The organism is Mesorhizobium sp. SEMIA396, from assembly GCF_024518615.1.
In the GTDB taxonomy this organism is placed as follows: Bacteria; Pseudomonadota; Alphaproteobacteria; order Rhizobiales; family Rhizobiaceae; genus Mesorhizobium.
The window spans coordinates 731,329-746,838 of the sequence record NZ_JANIFC010000001.1; the positions used below are offsets into that span (position 1 = coordinate 731,329).

The 15,510-nt window shown below is 63.8% G+C and carries 13 protein-coding genes; 11 read left to right on the forward strand and 2 right to left on the reverse strand.

Annotated features, from left to right (window positions below; translation table 11 throughout):
- Positions 1-8: 8 nt before the first annotated feature.
- The 5 genes from NP503_RS03690 to purU are packed head-to-tail and all read left to right on the forward strand — an operon-like array spanning position 9 to position 4,361.
- Positions 9-1,190: an aldose 1-epimerase family protein gene (locus NP503_RS03690; protein WP_127267573.1), complete on the forward strand. Its 1,182-nt coding sequence runs from the start codon at positions 9-11 to the stop codon at positions 1,188-1,190.
- A gap of 49 nt (positions 1,191-1,239) precedes the next feature.
- The gene (locus tag NP503_RS03695) at positions 1,240-2,322 is read left to right on the forward strand and encodes a fatty acid desaturase family protein (RefSeq protein ID WP_236383000.1); all 1,083 of its coding nucleotides are present in this window, start codon (positions 1,240-1,242) and stop codon (positions 2,320-2,322) included.
- An 11-nt stretch (positions 2,323-2,333) separates the two neighbouring features.
- A complete protein-coding gene (locus NP503_RS03700) occupies positions 2,334-2,648 on the forward strand; it encodes a MocE family 2Fe-2S type ferredoxin (protein ID WP_013530832.1) in 315 nt (104 codons plus the stop codon).
- Between the two features lie 34 nt (positions 2,649-2,682).
- Complete coding sequence (locus NP503_RS03705; RefSeq protein ID WP_127270894.1) at positions 2,683-3,483, forward strand: 3-methyl-2-oxobutanoate hydroxymethyltransferase; 801 nt, start codon at positions 2,683-2,685, stop codon at positions 3,481-3,483.
- Positions 3,480-4,361: a formyltetrahydrofolate deformylase gene (purU, locus tag NP503_RS03710; protein WP_127270892.1), complete on the forward strand. Its 882-nt coding sequence runs from the start codon at positions 3,480-3,482 to the stop codon at positions 4,359-4,361. The genes NP503_RS03705 and purU overlap by 4 nt, the downstream gene beginning before the upstream one ends.
- A 9-nt stretch (positions 4,362-4,370) precedes the next feature.
- Here purU and hutH read toward each other — a convergent pair whose 3' ends face one another.
- Both hutH and NP503_RS03720 read right to left on the reverse strand, forming a co-directional pair.
- Positions 4,371-5,852, reverse strand: coding sequence for a histidine ammonia-lyase (gene hutH, locus NP503_RS03715; RefSeq protein ID WP_127270890.1), 1,482 nt, complete (start codon positions 5,850-5,852; stop codon positions 4,371-4,373).
- Positions 5,849-6,850, reverse strand: a complete 1,002-nt coding sequence (locus NP503_RS03720; protein ID WP_127270888.1) for an ornithine cyclodeaminase family protein — start codon at positions 6,848-6,850, stop codon at positions 5,849-5,851. Before NP503_RS03720 ends, hutH begins: the two co-directional genes overlap by 4 nt.
- 121 nt (positions 6,851-6,971) lie before the next feature.
- Between NP503_RS03720 and NP503_RS03725 the strand changes: the two genes are divergently transcribed.
- The 6 genes from NP503_RS03725 (at position 6,972) to NP503_RS03750 (ending at position 15,501) form a co-directional block, all read left to right on the forward strand.
- The gene (locus NP503_RS03725; protein ID WP_127273597.1) at positions 6,972-8,405 is read left to right on the forward strand and encodes a DHA2 family efflux MFS transporter permease subunit; all 1,434 of its coding nucleotides are present in this window, start codon (positions 6,972-6,974) and stop codon (positions 8,403-8,405) included.
- A gap of 270 nt (positions 8,406-8,675) precedes the next feature.
- Positions 8,676-9,662, forward strand: coding sequence for an ABC transporter permease (locus NP503_RS03730; protein ID WP_236382988.1), 987 nt, complete (start codon positions 8,676-8,678; stop codon positions 9,660-9,662).
- Positions 9,663-9,727: 65 nt separating this feature from the next.
- Positions 9,728-10,753: a sugar ABC transporter substrate-binding protein gene (locus NP503_RS03735; RefSeq protein WP_127271251.1), complete on the forward strand. Its 1,026-nt coding sequence runs from the start codon at positions 9,728-9,730 to the stop codon at positions 10,751-10,753.
- Positions 10,754-10,835: 82 nt separating this feature from the next.
- On the forward strand, positions 10,836-12,959 hold the full coding sequence (locus tag NP503_RS03740) for an SMP-30/gluconolactonase/LRE family protein (RefSeq protein ID WP_127271488.1): 2,124 nt from the start codon (positions 10,836-10,838) through the stop codon (positions 12,957-12,959).
- Positions 12,956-14,005: a hypothetical protein gene (locus NP503_RS03745; protein WP_127270711.1), complete on the forward strand. Its 1,050-nt coding sequence runs from the start codon at positions 12,956-12,958 to the stop codon at positions 14,003-14,005. The genes NP503_RS03740 and NP503_RS03745 overlap by 4 nt, the downstream gene beginning before the upstream one ends.
- Entirely contained in the window at positions 14,005-15,501 is a 1,497-nt protein-coding gene (locus NP503_RS03750) for a sugar ABC transporter ATP-binding protein (protein WP_127271485.1), read from the forward strand. The genes NP503_RS03745 and NP503_RS03750 overlap by 1 nt, the downstream gene beginning before the upstream one ends.
- The last annotated feature ends 9 nt before the right edge of the window (positions 15,502-15,510 follow it).

Below are 15,510 nucleotides of genomic sequence, written 5' to 3' on the forward strand. Positions count from 1 at the left end.
GCCGTCACATGGTAGAACTCTACGGCAAGACGCTTTCGCGCCGGCAGGTATCGGAACGTTCGGGCATGCTGTCGCAATTTGCCGGCGTGCGGCTGATGACGCTTGGCGACGGCGTGGAACGCGGCATCCGCATGCTCGAGTTCCGCACCGGCTCGGGCCTGCGTTTCACGGCGCTGGTCGACCGGGCGCTCGACATCGCCGATTGCGACTTCAAGGGCCAGGCGATCGGCTGGCATTCGCCGAGCGGCTTTCGCAACCCCGGCCTACACGATTATGAGGGGGAAGGGGGCCTCGCCTGGGCGCGCTCGTTTTCAGGCCTGCTTGTCACCTGCGGCCTCGACCACATATTGGGCCGCGAAGCGGTGCCTGCCGATAGCTACAACTACCCGGGCAAGAAGACCGTGATCCATTCGCTGCACGGCCGTGTCGGCACCATTCCGGCACGGTTGACCGGTTATGGCGAGGCCTGGGATGGCGACCGCTGCGTGCTTTGGGCCGAAGGCATCGTTCAGCAATCGGCGGTGTTCGGCGAGGATTTGCATCTGATCCGGCGTATCGAGGCCGATGTCGGCGGCAACGAGATCCGGCTGTCGGACCGCGTCGTCAACCATGGCTTCAATCGCACGCCGCACATGTATTTTTACCACGTCAATGTCAGCCACCCCTTGCTCGACGAGGGTTCGCGCTATCTGGCGCCGATCCGCGACGTCGTCTGGGCTGGCCATGCAGGCGAACGCTACGAGGCGCAGAAGGTCGGCTACCGCACCGTGCCGGCGCCGCGACTGGGCTTCAGCGAGCAGGTCTGGCAGCATGAGATGGCGGCCGACGCCAATGGCGAGGTGCCGGTGGCGGTGGTCAACGACGGCATAGGGCTTGGCCTGGAAGTGATCACGCGCAAGGATCAGCTGCCTTGCGCCTACCAATGGCAGAATTTCCAGGCAGGGCAGTATGCGCTGGGCATAGAACCCTCGACACACCATGTCTTGGGCAATCTCGCGGCGCGCGAGCGAGGCGAGATGATCTGGCTGGAGCATGGCGAAGGCCGTTCTTATGACGCGGTGTTCCGGGTGCTCGACGGCGCCGGCGCGATCGCCGCGGCCGAAGCAAAGATCGCGTCGATCGCCAGGCAGCCGCAACAGGATTATCCTGTGCCGTCGGGCAATTTTCCGGGATTGGCGGACAGGGCATGATGCGAAACGAATGCTCCGGCTGGCGGGCCGGAAATCGGAGGTCGATGTGATGGAGAAAAAGCGCGACTACAGCCTGGTCGGGGAAAGCACGCGCATCGCGATCGAGACCGGGCTGGCCTCGGCCGAGTGGTATCACACCGATGTGCCGCGCAAGGCGATGAAAGAGCTGATGCAACGCTCGGACGGGCCGGCGATCCGCGACACGATCATCTGGATCGTTGCCATATTGGGTTCCGCCGCCGGCATCGCCTGGTTCTGGGGCACGTGGTGGATGGTGCCGTTCCTGCTCGTCTATGGCGTGCTCTATGGCTCGTCCAGCGACTCGCGCTGGCACGAGTGCGGCCACGGCACCGCCTTCCGCACGCGCTGGATGAACGATGCCGTCTACCAGATCGCCAGTTTCATGCTGATGCGCAACCCGGTGACCTGGCGCTGGAGCCATGCCCGCCATCACACCGACACGATCATCGTCGGCCGCGACGCCGAGATCGCGGTGATGCGTCCGCCGGACCTGCTGCGTGCCGCACTCGCCTTCACCGGCATTCTCGATTTCCGCTATTCGCTGCCGACGCTGGTGCGCAATGCGTTCGGCAGCATCTCGCCCGACGAGAAAAGCTTTATTCCCGAGATGGAGCTTCACAAGGTGGTCACAGCCGCGCGCTGGCATGTCGCCATCTATGTCGCGGCGATCGCGCTGGCGTTCTATCTGTGGTCGTTCCTGCCGCTGGTGCTTATCGGCCTGCCGCGCCTCTACGGCAGCTGGCACATGGTGCTGACCGGCCTGCTGCAGCATATCGGCCTGGCCGATAATGTCACCGACCACCGGCTGAACACGCGCACCGTCTACATGAACCCGATCAGCCGCTTCATCTACTGGAACATGAACTACCATGTCGAACATCACATGTTCCCGATGGTGCCGTATCACGCGCTGCCGAGGCTGCATGAATTGATCAAGCACGATCTGCCCGAGCCGAACCCTTCGATGTGGCATGCCTATCGCGAGGTCTGGCCGGTGCTGCTGAAGCAGCTTCAGTACGAGGACTATTTCCTCAAGCGCGAGCTGCCGCCGACGGCGCGGCCGTATCGGGACGAGTTCCATGCGCTGACCGTTCCGGCAGCGGCGGAATAGGGGAGAGGCAGATGGCCGACTGGGTTGAAGCGTGTGGCGTCGACGATGTCGAGGAAGAGGATGTCATCCGCTTCGATCATGGCGGGCGTACCTTCGCCATCTATCGCAGTCCCGATGACGAGTATTTCGCAACCGACGGGTACTGCACGCATGAGAAGGCGCATCTGGCCGATGGGCTGGTGATGGACGACATCATCGAATGCCCCAAGCACAATGGCCGCTTCAACTACAAGACGGGTGTGGCCCGAGGCGCACCGGTATGCGTCAATCTCGCCACCTATCCAGTGAAGGTCGAGGCTGGCAAAGTGATGATCCAGATCGGCTGACCTGCCGCCGAATGCAACTGAGGGAACCCATTTGATGAGCCGAAAAAGACCGACGGTGGCGGATTTGCGCGCCATGAAGGGCAAGCGACAGCTGACCATGCTGCGCGTGCTGACGATGGACGAGGCCGAGGCCGCGGAGCGCGCAGGGGTCGACATCGTCTCGGTGCCGCCCGAACTGGTGCTCAACCCGCAATACCGGGACGCCGCACCCAGCCTGTTCACCATGCCGGGCGACAATTTCTACGAGATCGGAACGGCGGACGATTTCGTGCGCTGGGCTTTCCGGCTCTACAAGGCCGGCGCCGACGCGGTCTATTGCAGCGCCGGCTACGCCACGATCAAGCGGATGGCCGATGACAATATCCCGGTGATCGGCCATGTCGGGCTGATCCCGTCACGGGCCACCTGGACCGGCGGCTTCAAGGCGGTAGGCAAGACCGCCGACACCGCCATGGAGGTCTTCGCGGCGGTGAAACAACTGGAGGCCGCAGGCGCCATCGGCGCCGAGATCGAGGTCGTCCCGGTCGAGGTGGCCAAGGCGATCTCGGAACGCACATCGCTGATCATGCTGTCGATGGGAGCGGGCACCGGTTGCGATGCGCAATATCTGTTCGCCGACGACATCCTCGGCCAGAACCGGGGCCACATGCCTCGCCATTCCAAGGTCTACCGCAACTTCGCCGCCGAATATGATCGTTTGCAGGCCGAGCGCATCGCCGCGTTCTCGGAGTATGTTGCCGATGTCAACAGTCTCGCCTATCCCGAAGACAAGCATGTGGTGCATATGGATCCGGCTGAGCTCAGCCTGTTCATGAAAAGGGTCGACAGGGCGTGAAATCTCAAGGCAATGATGCGACGGACGAGGCCGCGCCGGTTCATATTCTTACGCTTTCCTGCGAGGACCGGCCGGGGATCGTCGCCGCCGTCACGGCGGAGCTTGCCGCGAACGGCGCCAACATCGCCGAAAGCAGCCAGTTCTGGGACCGGCAGACCAATCGCTTTTTCATGCGGATCGCCTTCATCAGCCCGCCAGGCTCGACCAGGGACAGCCTGGAGCGGGCCTTGAAATCAAGTGTCGACCGGTTCGGCATGAAGACCGCGCTCGTCGATCAGGGGCGCCGCCCGAAGATCATCGTCATGGTCTCCAAGTTCGACCACGCGCTTCTCCATCTGCTGTACCAGATCAGGGTCGGCTGGCTGAACGCGGAGGTTGCCGCCGTCGTCTCCAACCACGAGGATGCCCGCCGCTTCGCCGAGCTGGAGGGCATCCCCTACCACCATTGGCCGACCACCAGGGAGAACAAGGCCGAACAGGAACAGAAGCTGCTGGACCTGGTGCAGCAAACAGGGGCTGAACTGGTCATCCTGGCGCGCTACATGCAGGTCTTTTCAAAAGGCCTGTCGGACCGGCTGTTCGGACGGGCGATCAACATCCACCATTCCTTCCTGCCGAGCTTCAAGGGCGCCAAGCCGTATCACCAGGCCTTCGACCGCGGCGTCAAGCTGATCGGTGCGACGGCGCATTACGTCACCTCCGACCTCGACGAGGGTCCGATCATCGATCAGGAGACCGAACGCGTCACCCATGCGATGAGCGCCGAGGACTTCGTCGCTGTCGGGCGCGACATCGAAAGCCGGGTGCTGGCGCGCGCCGTCAAGTTGCATCTCGAAGCCCGCGTCATGCTCAACGGCCACAAGACCATCGTCTTCTGAGAAGCCACGTCAGGCCGGCCAACTGCCGCCGGCGAGCGCGGCGTAAAGCGTCTCGGCGTCGATACCGAGCGGCCGGTCCTCTTTCAGCATGGGGACGAGCGAGCGTATCGCCGTGTGAATTGCGGCGGTGCGTGGCGCCAATGTGAAGCCGTCGCGCAGGTCGATGGCCTGTGCGGCGGCCATCAATTCGAAGGCGATCAGGCGGCGCCACAGCGCGATCATCCCGGCGCATTTTGCCACCGCCAGAGGCGTCTGCGTGGCGTGATCCTCGACGCCTTCCGACACGGCCAGGAAGTCGAGCATCACCGGATTGGCCTTGTGGCGGATGGCGGCCAGGATCGACGTCACCGTCTTCTGCAGCGGTACGAGGCCGGCCGAGGCGCCGCCGACCGGCGACAGATATTTCGGCAGGCCATTGCGGCCGGAACCGGTGAGCTGGATGAAGCGCGCGGCACTGGCCGCGGCACATTGGGCGATCGCCAGGCCGAGCGTCTCGAAGGCGAGCGCCAGCGAGGCTGTGTGGAAATTGCCGGTCGACAGCACCAGTCCATCATCGCCCAGCACCAGCGGGTTGTCGGCGGCGGCGTTGAGTTCGATCTCGACAGCCTGTCTCGCCTGACCGATCGCCTCGATCAGCGCGCCATGGATCGACGGCATGCAGCGGATCGACAGCGGGTCCTGCAAGGTGGTCGGCGCCGGCGCCTCGTCTCGGGCGAGCAGATCGTGCAGCACCTTGGCTGCTTGCTGCTGGCCTGCCGCCGGACGCGCCATATGCAGGCGCGGATCGAGGATGGTGCGGTTGGCACCGATGCCTTCCATTGTCAGCGCACCGGCCTGCTGTTGCTGGGCAAGGGCGCGCAATGCATCCGTCACCGCAAGTGCGCCGCTGCCGGCGGACACCGCCGAGGCGTTGATCAGCGACAGGCCGTCCTTGGGCGCCAGGCTGATGGGGGCGAGGCGCGCCATCATCAGCGCCTTGGCCGCCGGCATGAGACGGCCCTGATAGTCGGCTTCGCCATCGGCGGTGAGCATGCGGGCGAGTGCTGTCATCAACACCAGGTCACCGGCGCCGATCGAGCCGAGCGACGGCATGACGGGATGGACGCCGGCATTGAGCGCGTCGACCAAAGCGACGAAGACGGAAGGCGACAGGCCGGAGCCGCCGACCGACAGCATCGACGCACGGGCAAGCATGGTTGCCCGCACGGCTTCAACCGGCAGCACCTCGCCGACGGCGCCACTGCGTCCTTCCAGGAGCTGGCGCTGGAAGGCGCCGGCGTCGCCGTCGACCGCGGTGCCGAGATTGGCGCCGAGCCCGGTGTTCAGGCCATAGATCTGCTGGCCGGACGCGGCGGCCTGGTCGAGCACTTTTCGTGCCTTTTCCAGCCTGCCGATGACATCGGGTCCAATCTCCACCTTGCGCCCATCGCGGGCGACCGCGGCGACATCGTCAATACCGACGCCGGTTCCGGTGAGGACGAGCGCGCTCATGCGAAGCGCAGCCGCTGGCCGATGCCTTGCACTTGGGCCTTGGCCAGCATCGCCTTGCCCAGCGCAATGTCGGACAGCGACAGGCCGCGATGCCAGAACAGGATCGTTTCGGCGTCGCTTTCGCGCCCGGCTTTCAGACCGGCGGCGATCTGGCCAAGCTCGGCATGCAGCGTCTTCTCGCTCAGCCGCCCGGTCTCGACATGGGCGCGCAGCGAGCCGAACTTGCCGCCCTTGCACTGGCCCCAATCGTCGACGACCATTTTCTGCATGATATCGGTCAACGACAGTTCCACCGCGCTCATCGTGCCGTAGGGCACGACCAACGCGCCGGGCTTGATCCATTCGGTCTTGAGCAATGGCTGCGGCTCCGGCAACCGCGAGGCCTCGACGACAATGTCGGCGCCCTCGATGCAGCTTTTCCAGTCGGCGACCGCCGTCACCGTCTTGCCGAGATCGGCGGATAGTCTGGCGGCAAAACCGTCGCGGCTTTCCGGGCGGCGCGAATGGACGCGGATCTCGTCGAAATCGAAGAGATGGTCGAGCAGGCGGACATTCCAGTAGGCGGTGCCGCGCGCGCCGATATGGGCCAGCACTTTGGAATTCTTTCGCGCCAGATGCCTGGCGCCGATGGCGGTGACGGCGCCTGTGCGCATGTCGGTGATGACGGTGGCGTCGAGGATGGCGCGCGGCGCGCCGGTGCGCGGGTCGAACAGGTTGAGGATGCCGAATTCGGAAGGCAGGCCATGCAGGTAATTGTCGACATAGTCGCCGACGATCTTGACGCCGGCCGTGTCGAGCGGCGCGACGTAGCCGCGCAACACGTCGAAATGGCCGTGGAAGGACGGGTCCGGCTCGAGATGGACGCGCGGTTCGATCACCGTCTGGCCCCGGCCCTGCGCCACCAGGCCAGCCTCGACGGCAGCGATGATTTCGCCATCGGTCATGGCAAGGGCATCGATGTCGAGGGCATTGAGGTAGTCGATGTAGATGGGCTTCATGTTACGCGGACACTTTTCTCGGCCACCCCGTTCATCCCATAGCAGGCCAAGGCGGGACACGAAAGTTTGTTGCGAGGTCTCTGGACGCCGCCGGTGAGATGCTGTTCAAACCGGTTCCGTCATGACAGCCGTTCCCGAGACCGCAACCTTACCCGAAACGGCCACCAATGCGCGGCGCGTGGCGCTGATCGTCGCCATCGCGTTCTTCATGCAGTTTCTGGATTCGACGATCATCTCGACCTCGCTGCCGCAGATGGGGGCTTCCTTCGGCGTGTCGGCAGTGGCGATCAGCATCGGCATCACCGTCTACATGCTGACCATGGCCGTATTCGTGCCGCTGTCGGGCTGGCTCGCCGACCGGTTCGGCGCACGCAACATCTTCCTGCTGGCGATCGTCCTGTTCACCCTGGCCTCGCTTGCCTGCGGCGTCTCGCAAAACCTGACCCAGTTCGTCGCCGCACGTGTCGTGCAAGGGCTCGGCAGCGCGCTGATGACGCCGGTCGGGCGCATCCTGGTACTGCGTAATGCGTCGAAGTCGGAGCTGCTGAACGCCACGGCACTGATCACCTGGCCGGCGCTGTTTGCGCCGGTGATCGGGCCGGTGCTTGGTGGCTTCATCACCACCTATCTGTCCTGGCACTGGAATTTCTTCATCAACATCCCGCTTGGCGTGGTCGGGTTGGTGCTGGTCGCCCGCTTCATTCCGGGCGATCGCGAAGCCGACCCCAAGCCGCTCGACTGGCCGGGTTTTTTCCTGACATCGGCGGGGCTTGCCTTGCTTCTCTATGGCCTTGAACGCATCGCGCACCCGGAGGATGGCGTTTTACCGACGGTGCTGCTGGTCGTAGCCGGCATCGTCATCGGCTGGCTGGCGGTGCGGCATCTCAGGCGCGCGCCGCATCCGCTGCTCGATCTCTCCTCGTTCAAGGTGCTGACCTTCGCCATCTCGACGCTTGCCGCCGGCACCATTTTCCGGGTGGCGATCAACGCCACGCCGTTCCTGTTGCCGCTGCTGTTCCAGGTCGGCTTTGGCCTCTCGTCCGTCGATGCCGGCTTGATGATCCTGGCCTATTTCCTCGGCAATCTCGGCATGAAGACGGTGACGACACCAACGCTGCGCCGTTTCGGCTTCCGGTCGGTGCTGGTCGTCAACGGCCTGATCGCTTCGGCGGCGATCATGGCATGTGCTGCGATCTCACCGCAGACGCCGCAAGCGCTGGTGGTGGCGTTGATGCTGATCGCCGGCCTGTCGCGCTCGATGCAGTTCACCGCGCTCAACACACTGGCCTTCGCCGACATCGATGCGGCGCAACGAAGCTCGGCGGCGACGCTGTCCTCGATGCTGCAGCAGGTGGCGATGCTGTTCGGCGTCGCGGTGGCGGCGGCGATCCTCAATTTGTCGCAGATCGCCAGGGACCGGCCGGCCCTCGATCTTGTGGATTTTCGAGTGGCCTTCCTGGCGATCGGCGCCATCGGGCTGGTGGCGGCGTTGCGTTTTCTCGTGCTGCCGCCAGGTGCGGGCGCGGAGGTTTCCGGCCACTCGCCGGGAAATTGAGATCGATTTTTCCGCCTGATGCGGAGATAAATTCCGTCTTGTCCTTTCGCCTTGGTGCAGCCTTTTCGCGAGTGGCGGCAATGGCGCAAGCAATTGCCAAAAGTGCAGAGTTTTCCGAGCATTGCGCCAGCTTCGGCAATCGACGCGTCCATTTGGTAAATATCGCTGCCGGCCGGGGTTCCGAGCGCGGATTCATTTGACGAACCGGCGTTGGGCCGATTAGCGTTCTTTCCCAGGGATGGCAGCGATGCCATCGGGGCAAACGCAGACATGAACACGATCGGCTGGCCGAATTTCAGGAGCCTGAATCAGGAAGGCATTGTCTTTGCCATAGCGGTGGTGCTGTTCGTTGCAGCGGCCATAGGCCTGCCAGGTTTCATCGATCCCAACAATCTCGTCGCCATCGTCCGCTCCGTGTCGGTGCTGGGCATCCTTGCGCTCGGCATGGCCGTCGTCATCATCGGACGCGGCATCGACCTCTCCGCCGTGGCGATCATGGCGATGTCTGTCGCCTGGTATCTGCAACTTCTGAATTCGGGAACGCCGGACGGGCTGGCCTTCGCCTATGTGCTGGCCGGTGTGCTGGCCATCGGCCTGCTCAACGGCTTTCTCGTCGCCTATGCCGATGTGCCCGCGATCTTCGTGACGCTGGCGACAGGCTCCTTCGTCTTCGGCTATGTGCGCTCGCAGCTGATCACGCAGGATGCGGTGCCGGTGCCGCAGGGCCACTGGGTCGAGCTGCTCGGCGGCCTGCGCTTCCTCGATATTCCGGTCGAGGTGTTCGTCTTTGCCGGCCTCGCCTTCCTCTTCTTCCTGTTCCTGCGCTACACCAAATGGGGCCGCTACATCTACTTCGCCGGCGACAATCCGGTTGCAGCCCGCAACATCGGCATTCCGGTGCGGCCGATGCTGGTGCTGCGCTATGTGCTTTCCGCTTTCGTCGCACTGGTCGCCGGCCTGCTGACGGCGGCGAGCCTGCATTCGATCAACACCCGCGTCGTCAATTCGACGCTGCTCTACGACATCGTGCTGGTGGCGGTGATCGGCGGCATCGGCCTTTCGGGCGGGCGGGGCGGGGTGCGCAACGTATTGGTGGGGGCGGCGCTGATCGGCATCCTGCTCAACGCCATGACCATCATCGACATCCCGCTGCTCTACCAGAACCTGATCAAGGCCGCGATCCTGCTCGGCGCCATCATCGTCGACGGCATCATCAACCCACGTGACGAACAGACCGCCCAGCAGGGTGACATTTAGTACCTGAACTGCGGCGGACGGTTGGGGCCGGCCGCTGATAACAAAACCAAACCAGAGGATGTGACATGAAACTGATCAGAACACTCATGGCAGCGGCCACGGCGCTTGCCGTTACCGCCTTCGTGGCGCCAACCTTTGCCGCCGACGATCCTGGCCCGGCGGCTTACGCACAGGCGCTCAAGGGCAAGCGCGTCATGCTGGTGCCGATGGCGATGGGTTTCGACCTGGCACAGGGCTGGACGCATTTCCTGAAGAAGGAAGTCGAAGCCTGGGGCGGCACCTTCGAGACACGCGATCCGAACTGGGTCGTCGACGCCGGCGCGCAAGCGATCACCGACGCGATCTCGTCGGACACCAGGCCGGATGTGCTGATCATCCATTCGCCGGACCTCAATTCCTATGCCAAGCTGATGAAGAAGGCGCAAGCCGCCGGCACCTATGTGATTTTGGTCGACAATCCGGCCAATTTCCCCGCCGACGCCTTTGTCGGCAGCGACTGGGACCGGCTCGGCCAGCTCGAGGCCGAAGCGGCGATCAAGGGCTGCGGACCGAACTCCTCCAAGAAGCTCGGTTTGGTGCAAGGCGACCAGGCCAATTCGTCGAGCCTCTACCAATATGCCGGCATCATGAAGGTGCTGGACAAGAACCCCGACTTCAAGGTGGTGGCCAAGCCGGATTCCAACTGGGACGCGACCACCTCGCGCAACGTGACGACGACGATGCTGCAGCAGAATCCCGACATCTGCGCCATCATCGATTTCTGGGACGGCGATGCCACCGGCGCGGCTGCCGCGATCCGCGACGCCAAGCTCGACGGCAAGGTGTTCCTGGTCACCACGGGCGGTGGCGAGAAGGCGGCCGATTGCGACAAGCTGCAGGACGGCACCTATGGCGCTGTGGTGATGACCGATCTTGCCCGTCAGTCGGGCGACATGAACGCCATCATCAAGTTCCTGCTGCAGAGCGGCCAGCCGGCCGGCACCTCGCACACCTACATCTACACGCTGGAGAAGGCGACGACCAAGGCTGACCTGAAGCCCGATAGCTGCTGGGACCTGAAGGCACTGCAGGCAGAAGCGGCGGCGAAGTAAGCCAAGCCTCTTCAATCCATATCGATGAGGTGGTCGGATTGCCTGGCCACCTCTTTGTCTTTTCTCTTGCAGCAGTGACCTGATGTCCTTTCGCGAACGCCTCCAGTCCTGGCGCTACAATCTCGTGCCCGACCATGTCGTCGGTGAGATCCTGACCAAGCGCTGGACCGACAACGCCATTCCGTTCCTGGCGCTGGTGGCGACGCTGGCAACCTTCGGCTCGCTCATCCCGGGCTTCTTCAAGCTGACGGCGCTGCAGGATTCGACCCGTCAGCTCGGCGAATTCTCGCTGATCGTCACCGGCATGACGGTGGTCATGCTGGGCGGCGGCATCGACCTGTCGGTCGGTTCGATCTTCGCGCTCTCCTGTTTTTCCGCGGTCTATGTCTTCTTCATCCTCGATCAGTCCGTGTGGCTGGCGCTTGCCGCATCGATCGCCACAGGATTGCTGTTCGGTGCGATCAACGGCTATCTGGTCGGCTATTTCAGGCTGCGCGCCTTTCTCACCACGCTGGTCACCTTCATCTTCGGCCGCGCGCTGTTCGACATCCTGGTCACCACTTATGCCGCCGATGTGCAACTTTCCGGCGCCACCTCGGACGTGCTGGATTTCATCGGCGACGGCACCTTCTGGGGGCTGTCGGTCTCGGTGTGGCTGGCGATCATCCTGGCCATCGTCACCCATATCGCGCTGACCCGTTCACGGCCGGGCTGGCACGTGCTGGCGGTCGGCGGCTCCAGGCGCTCGGCCCACAATGCCGGCATCCGCGTGCGCCGCACGGTGTTCATGACCTATGTCTTCTCCGGCTTCTGCGCCTCGATCGGCGGCTTCCTCATCGCTTGCCGGCTGAGCGGGGCAGGGCCGGGCACGGGCCTCAACCTCGAGATCATGGCGCTGACGGCGGCGGTGGTCGGCGGCGTCAGCCTTGGCGGCGGCCGCGGCTCGGTGATCAAGGGGCTGATGGGCGCCATCATTGTGCTGACCATGACCAACGGGCTGATCCGGCTGGGCTATGGCACCGGCACCAACCAGATGGTGCTGGGCATCATGCTGGCGGTCGCGGTGACCATCGACATCCGCTGGCTGAAGAACCGCCACAAGGTGCTGAACGAGGTTTATGTCGCGCCGGTCTATCTCAAGATGGGCGAGACACAGTCGGCCGCACCTGGTTCGGGCACACCCTACGAGCTCGACAACCGGTTGTCCGCCGCCGACCATATCGGGCTTGGCGAGCTGGAGGGGCCAGAAGACGTCATCCTCGACCGCGACGACAATCTCTATTGCGGCACGCGTCATGGCGAGATCGTCCGTTTCTTCGCGCCAGACTATGTCAAATCGGAAGTGTTTGCCCATATAGGCGGCTTCCCGCTCGGTCTCGCCTTCGACAAATCGGGCAATCTGATCAGCTGCGTCGGCGCCATGGGGCTCTATTCGGTCTCGCCGGATCGGGAGGTCAAACGCCTGTCGGCGGAGACATCGCGTTCGTGGACCTCGATCGTCGACGATGCGCGTTTGCGTGACCCCAATGACTGCGACATCGCACCCGACGGGCGCATCTATTTCACCGACTCGACCAAGCGTTACGACGCACATGACTGGGCGCTGGATTCGATCGAGAACCGCGCCACCGGCCGGCTGCTGGTCTACGATCCGAAGGATGGTTCGACAAAGACGCTGCTCGACGGTTACCGCTACACCAACGGTGTGTGCATGGCGCATGACGGCAAGTCGCTGTTCTTCGCCGAAAGCTGGGCCTGCCGCGTGCATCGCTACTGGCTGGAAGGGCCGAAGGCCGGCACCGCCGAATGCGTCATCCGCGACATGCCGGGCTATCCCGACAACATCAACCGCGCCTCCGATGGCAATTACTGGATGGCGTGGCTCGGCATGCGCACGCCGAGCTTCGACCTGTCGCTGCGCCATCCCGACATGCGCAAGCGCATGACGCGCCGCCTGCCGCAGGATGAATGGCTGTTCCCCAACATCAACACCGGCGGCGTGGTCAAGTTCAACGAGAAGGGCGGCATTGTCGAGGCGATGGGCGACCTCACCGGTGGCGCGCACCCGATGGTCACCTCGATGCGCGAGCACAAGGGATATCTGTTCGTCGGCGGCATCCTCAACAACCGCATCGGCCGCTACAAGATCGCAGGCGCCGACCCGAACTGGACCAGTCCCGCTTCCTATTGGGGAGCAAAGCCATGATCCTCGATCCGGTGCTTGGCCTGTTTCGCGGCAAGGCGGTCACCATCCCGCCGCTCGACGGCGCTTTTCGCCCCAATACGCGGCTGGATGATGCGCCGGCTTTCGCCGAGATGACGGAACCAGACAATCTGCTCGTCGCCGGTGACAGGCTGCTGGCCTCCAGCGGCAACGCCATCCATTCGATTGCGGCTGGAGCGGAACCTGTCGTGGTCGAGACTTTTCCGTCTGCCGTCACCGCGCTGGCGCTGTCGCCATCCGGTGAACTGACGGTCGGGCTGGAAAGCGGAAAGCTGCTGATTGGCGGCAGCGACGTTTCGCTGCCGGCTGACCTCAGCTGCATCACCGCACTTGCCTATGCGGATGACGGCACGTTGTGGCTGGCCAATGGCTCGGCCGAGCACGCGCCGTCGCAATGGGCCGCCGATCTGATGAAGAAGGGTGCCTCCGGTTCGCTGTGGAAGCGAGACGCCGCGGGCGGTGATTTCCGCAAAGTCGCCGGCGAGATTGCCTTTCCCTATGGCCTGCATCCAGTCGGCAGCGATGTGCTAGTCAGCGAAAGCTGGCGTCATCAGTTGGTGCGTTTCGATGGCGCGACGGGCAGCCGCTCGACGGTTCTGACGCATCTGCCCGGCTATCCCGCGCGGCTGTCACCTTCCGCCGATGGTGGGGCGTGGCTGACCCTGTTTGCGCCGCGCAACCGGCTGATCGAATTCGTGCTACAGGAAACGCATTACCGTCAGGACATGCTGAGCCAGGTGCCGCCTGCCTACTGGATCGCGCCAGCGCTGGCCTCCAGCCGCAGCTTCCTCGAGCCGCTGCAATGCGGCGGCATCCGCACCATGGGCATCCACAAGCCGTGGTCGCCGAGCCGCTCCTACGGGCTGGTGGTCAGGCTTGACCAGAAGATGCAGCCGCAATTCAGCCTGCACAGCCGCGCCAATGGCACGCGCCATGGCATCTGCAGCGTTGCGGAAAAGGACGGTCTTCTGTTCATCGCCTCCAGGGGCGGCGACTGCATCCTTTCCGTCGCCACGGGAGGTTTCTGATGGAACCGATTGTCCGTCTGGAGAATGTCACCAAGAACTACCGCGGCGTGCCCGCTGTGAAGAATGTCAGCTTCGACCTGCGCAAGGGCGAGATCCACGCGCTGCTTGGCGAGAACGGCGCGGGAAAATCGACGCTGACCAAGATCATCGCCGGTGTGGTCGACGCCACCTCGGGCAAGATGTTCCACAAGGGGCAGGAGATCGCCTACGCCTCGCCGCACGCGGCGCTTCAGGCCGGTATCGCCATGGTGTTCCAGGAAACCAGCTTGGTGCCGTCGATGACGGTGGCGCAGAACCTTTATCTCGGCACCGAAAAGTTCCTCAACCGGCTGCGCGGCACCTACATTTCGGCGCAGCAATTCCTGCAATCGCTGAACTTTCCCGTCGACCCGAACGCCATGGTGGCGACGCTGGGTGCTGCCAAGCGGCAGATGGTCGAGATCGCGCGCGCGGTGCACCACAATGCCGAGATCATCATCTTCGACGAGCCGACGGCGACGCTGACGCCGGAAGAAAAGCGGCACTTCTTCGCGCTGATCCGGCGGCTGAAGGCGAGCGGCGTGTCGATCGTCTTCATCAGCCACGCGCTGGAAGAGGCGCTCGATATCGCCGACCGCATCACCATCCTGCGCGACGGCGAGCTGGTCATCACCGACGACACCTCTGCTTTCGACCGCGACAGGATCGTTTCCGCCATGGTCGGGCGCACGCTGTCGGGACAGATCTACCGGCAGCGCGACGAAGCGAAGCTTCGCAAGGCGGGCAAGAAGGTGCTGTCGGTGCAGGACATCTCGATGAGCAATGTCGTGCGCAACACGTCCTTCTCGATCTTCGAGGGCCAGATCACCGGTGTGTTCGGGCTGATTGGCTCCGGCCGCACCGAAACCTTCAAGATCGTCTCCGGCATCTACAAGCGCGACTTTCTGCGCGGCGGCGCCATCGAGCTCGATGACAGGCCGGTGCGCTATCTCGTGCCGAGCGAGGCGGTGGCTGACGGCATCGTCTATGTCACCGAGGACCGCAAGAGCGAAGGCATCTTCGAGACGATGGGCATTGCCGAGAACCTGTTCGGCGGGCTGCTGGCGGCGGGGCGCGAAAAGGCCTGGGTGATCAACGCGCAGGAAATGCGCGCGCTGTCAGCCGAATGGACGAAGACGTTGAACATCAAGGCGATCAACGACAATGCGCGCGTCGTCGAACTGTCCGGCGGCAACCAGCAGAAGGTGGTGATCGGCAAGGGGCTGGTGCAGCAGCCGCGCATCGTCATCTTCGACGAGCCGACGCGCGGCGTCGATGTCGGCGCGATCGCCGAGATCCATCAGATCATCAACCGGCTGGCCGACGAGGGCCTGGCCGTTGTCGTCATCTCGTCCTACCTGCCGGAGATCATGAACCTGTCCGACCGCATCCTGGTCTGCCGCCAGGGCCGCATCGTCGAGGAGTTTTCGCCGGCCGAGGCGACGGAGGAGAAGATCATGTACGCGGCTGTGCATTAGGTTTCCGGG

Coding starts and splice junctions, on each gene's coding strand:
- NP503_RS03690 (WP_127267573.1), top strand. CDS start 9: ATGGTAGAACTCTACGGCAAGACGCTTTCGCGCCGGCAGGTATCGGAA.
- NP503_RS03695 (WP_236383000.1), top strand. CDS start 1,240: ATGGAGAAAAAGCGCGACTACAGCCTGGTCGGGGAAAGCACGCGCATC.
- NP503_RS03700 (WP_013530832.1), top strand. CDS start 2,334: ATGGCCGACTGGGTTGAAGCGTGTGGCGTCGACGATGTCGAGGAAGAG.
- NP503_RS03705 (WP_127270894.1), top strand. CDS start 2,683: ATGAGCCGAAAAAGACCGACGGTGGCGGATTTGCGCGCCATGAAGGGC.
- hutH (WP_127270890.1), bottom strand. CDS start 5,852: ATGAGCGCGCTCGTCCTCACCGGAACCGGCGTCGGTATTGACGATGTC.
- NP503_RS03720 (WP_127270888.1), bottom strand. CDS start 6,850: ATGAAGCCCATCTACATCGACTACCTCAATGCCCTCGACATCGATGCC.
- NP503_RS03725 (WP_127273597.1), top strand. CDS start 6,972: ATGACAGCCGTTCCCGAGACCGCAACCTTACCCGAAACGGCCACCAAT.
- NP503_RS03730 (WP_236382988.1), top strand. CDS start 8,676: ATGAACACGATCGGCTGGCCGAATTTCAGGAGCCTGAATCAGGAAGGC.
- NP503_RS03735 (WP_127271251.1), top strand. CDS start 9,728: ATGAAACTGATCAGAACACTCATGGCAGCGGCCACGGCGCTTGCCGTT.
- NP503_RS03740 (WP_127271488.1), top strand. CDS start 10,836: ATGTCCTTTCGCGAACGCCTCCAGTCCTGGCGCTACAATCTCGTGCCC.
- NP503_RS03745 (WP_127270711.1), top strand. CDS start 12,956: ATGATCCTCGATCCGGTGCTTGGCCTGTTTCGCGGCAAGGCGGTCACC.
- NP503_RS03750 (WP_127271485.1), top strand. CDS start 14,005: ATGGAACCGATTGTCCGTCTGGAGAATGTCACCAAGAACTACCGCGGC.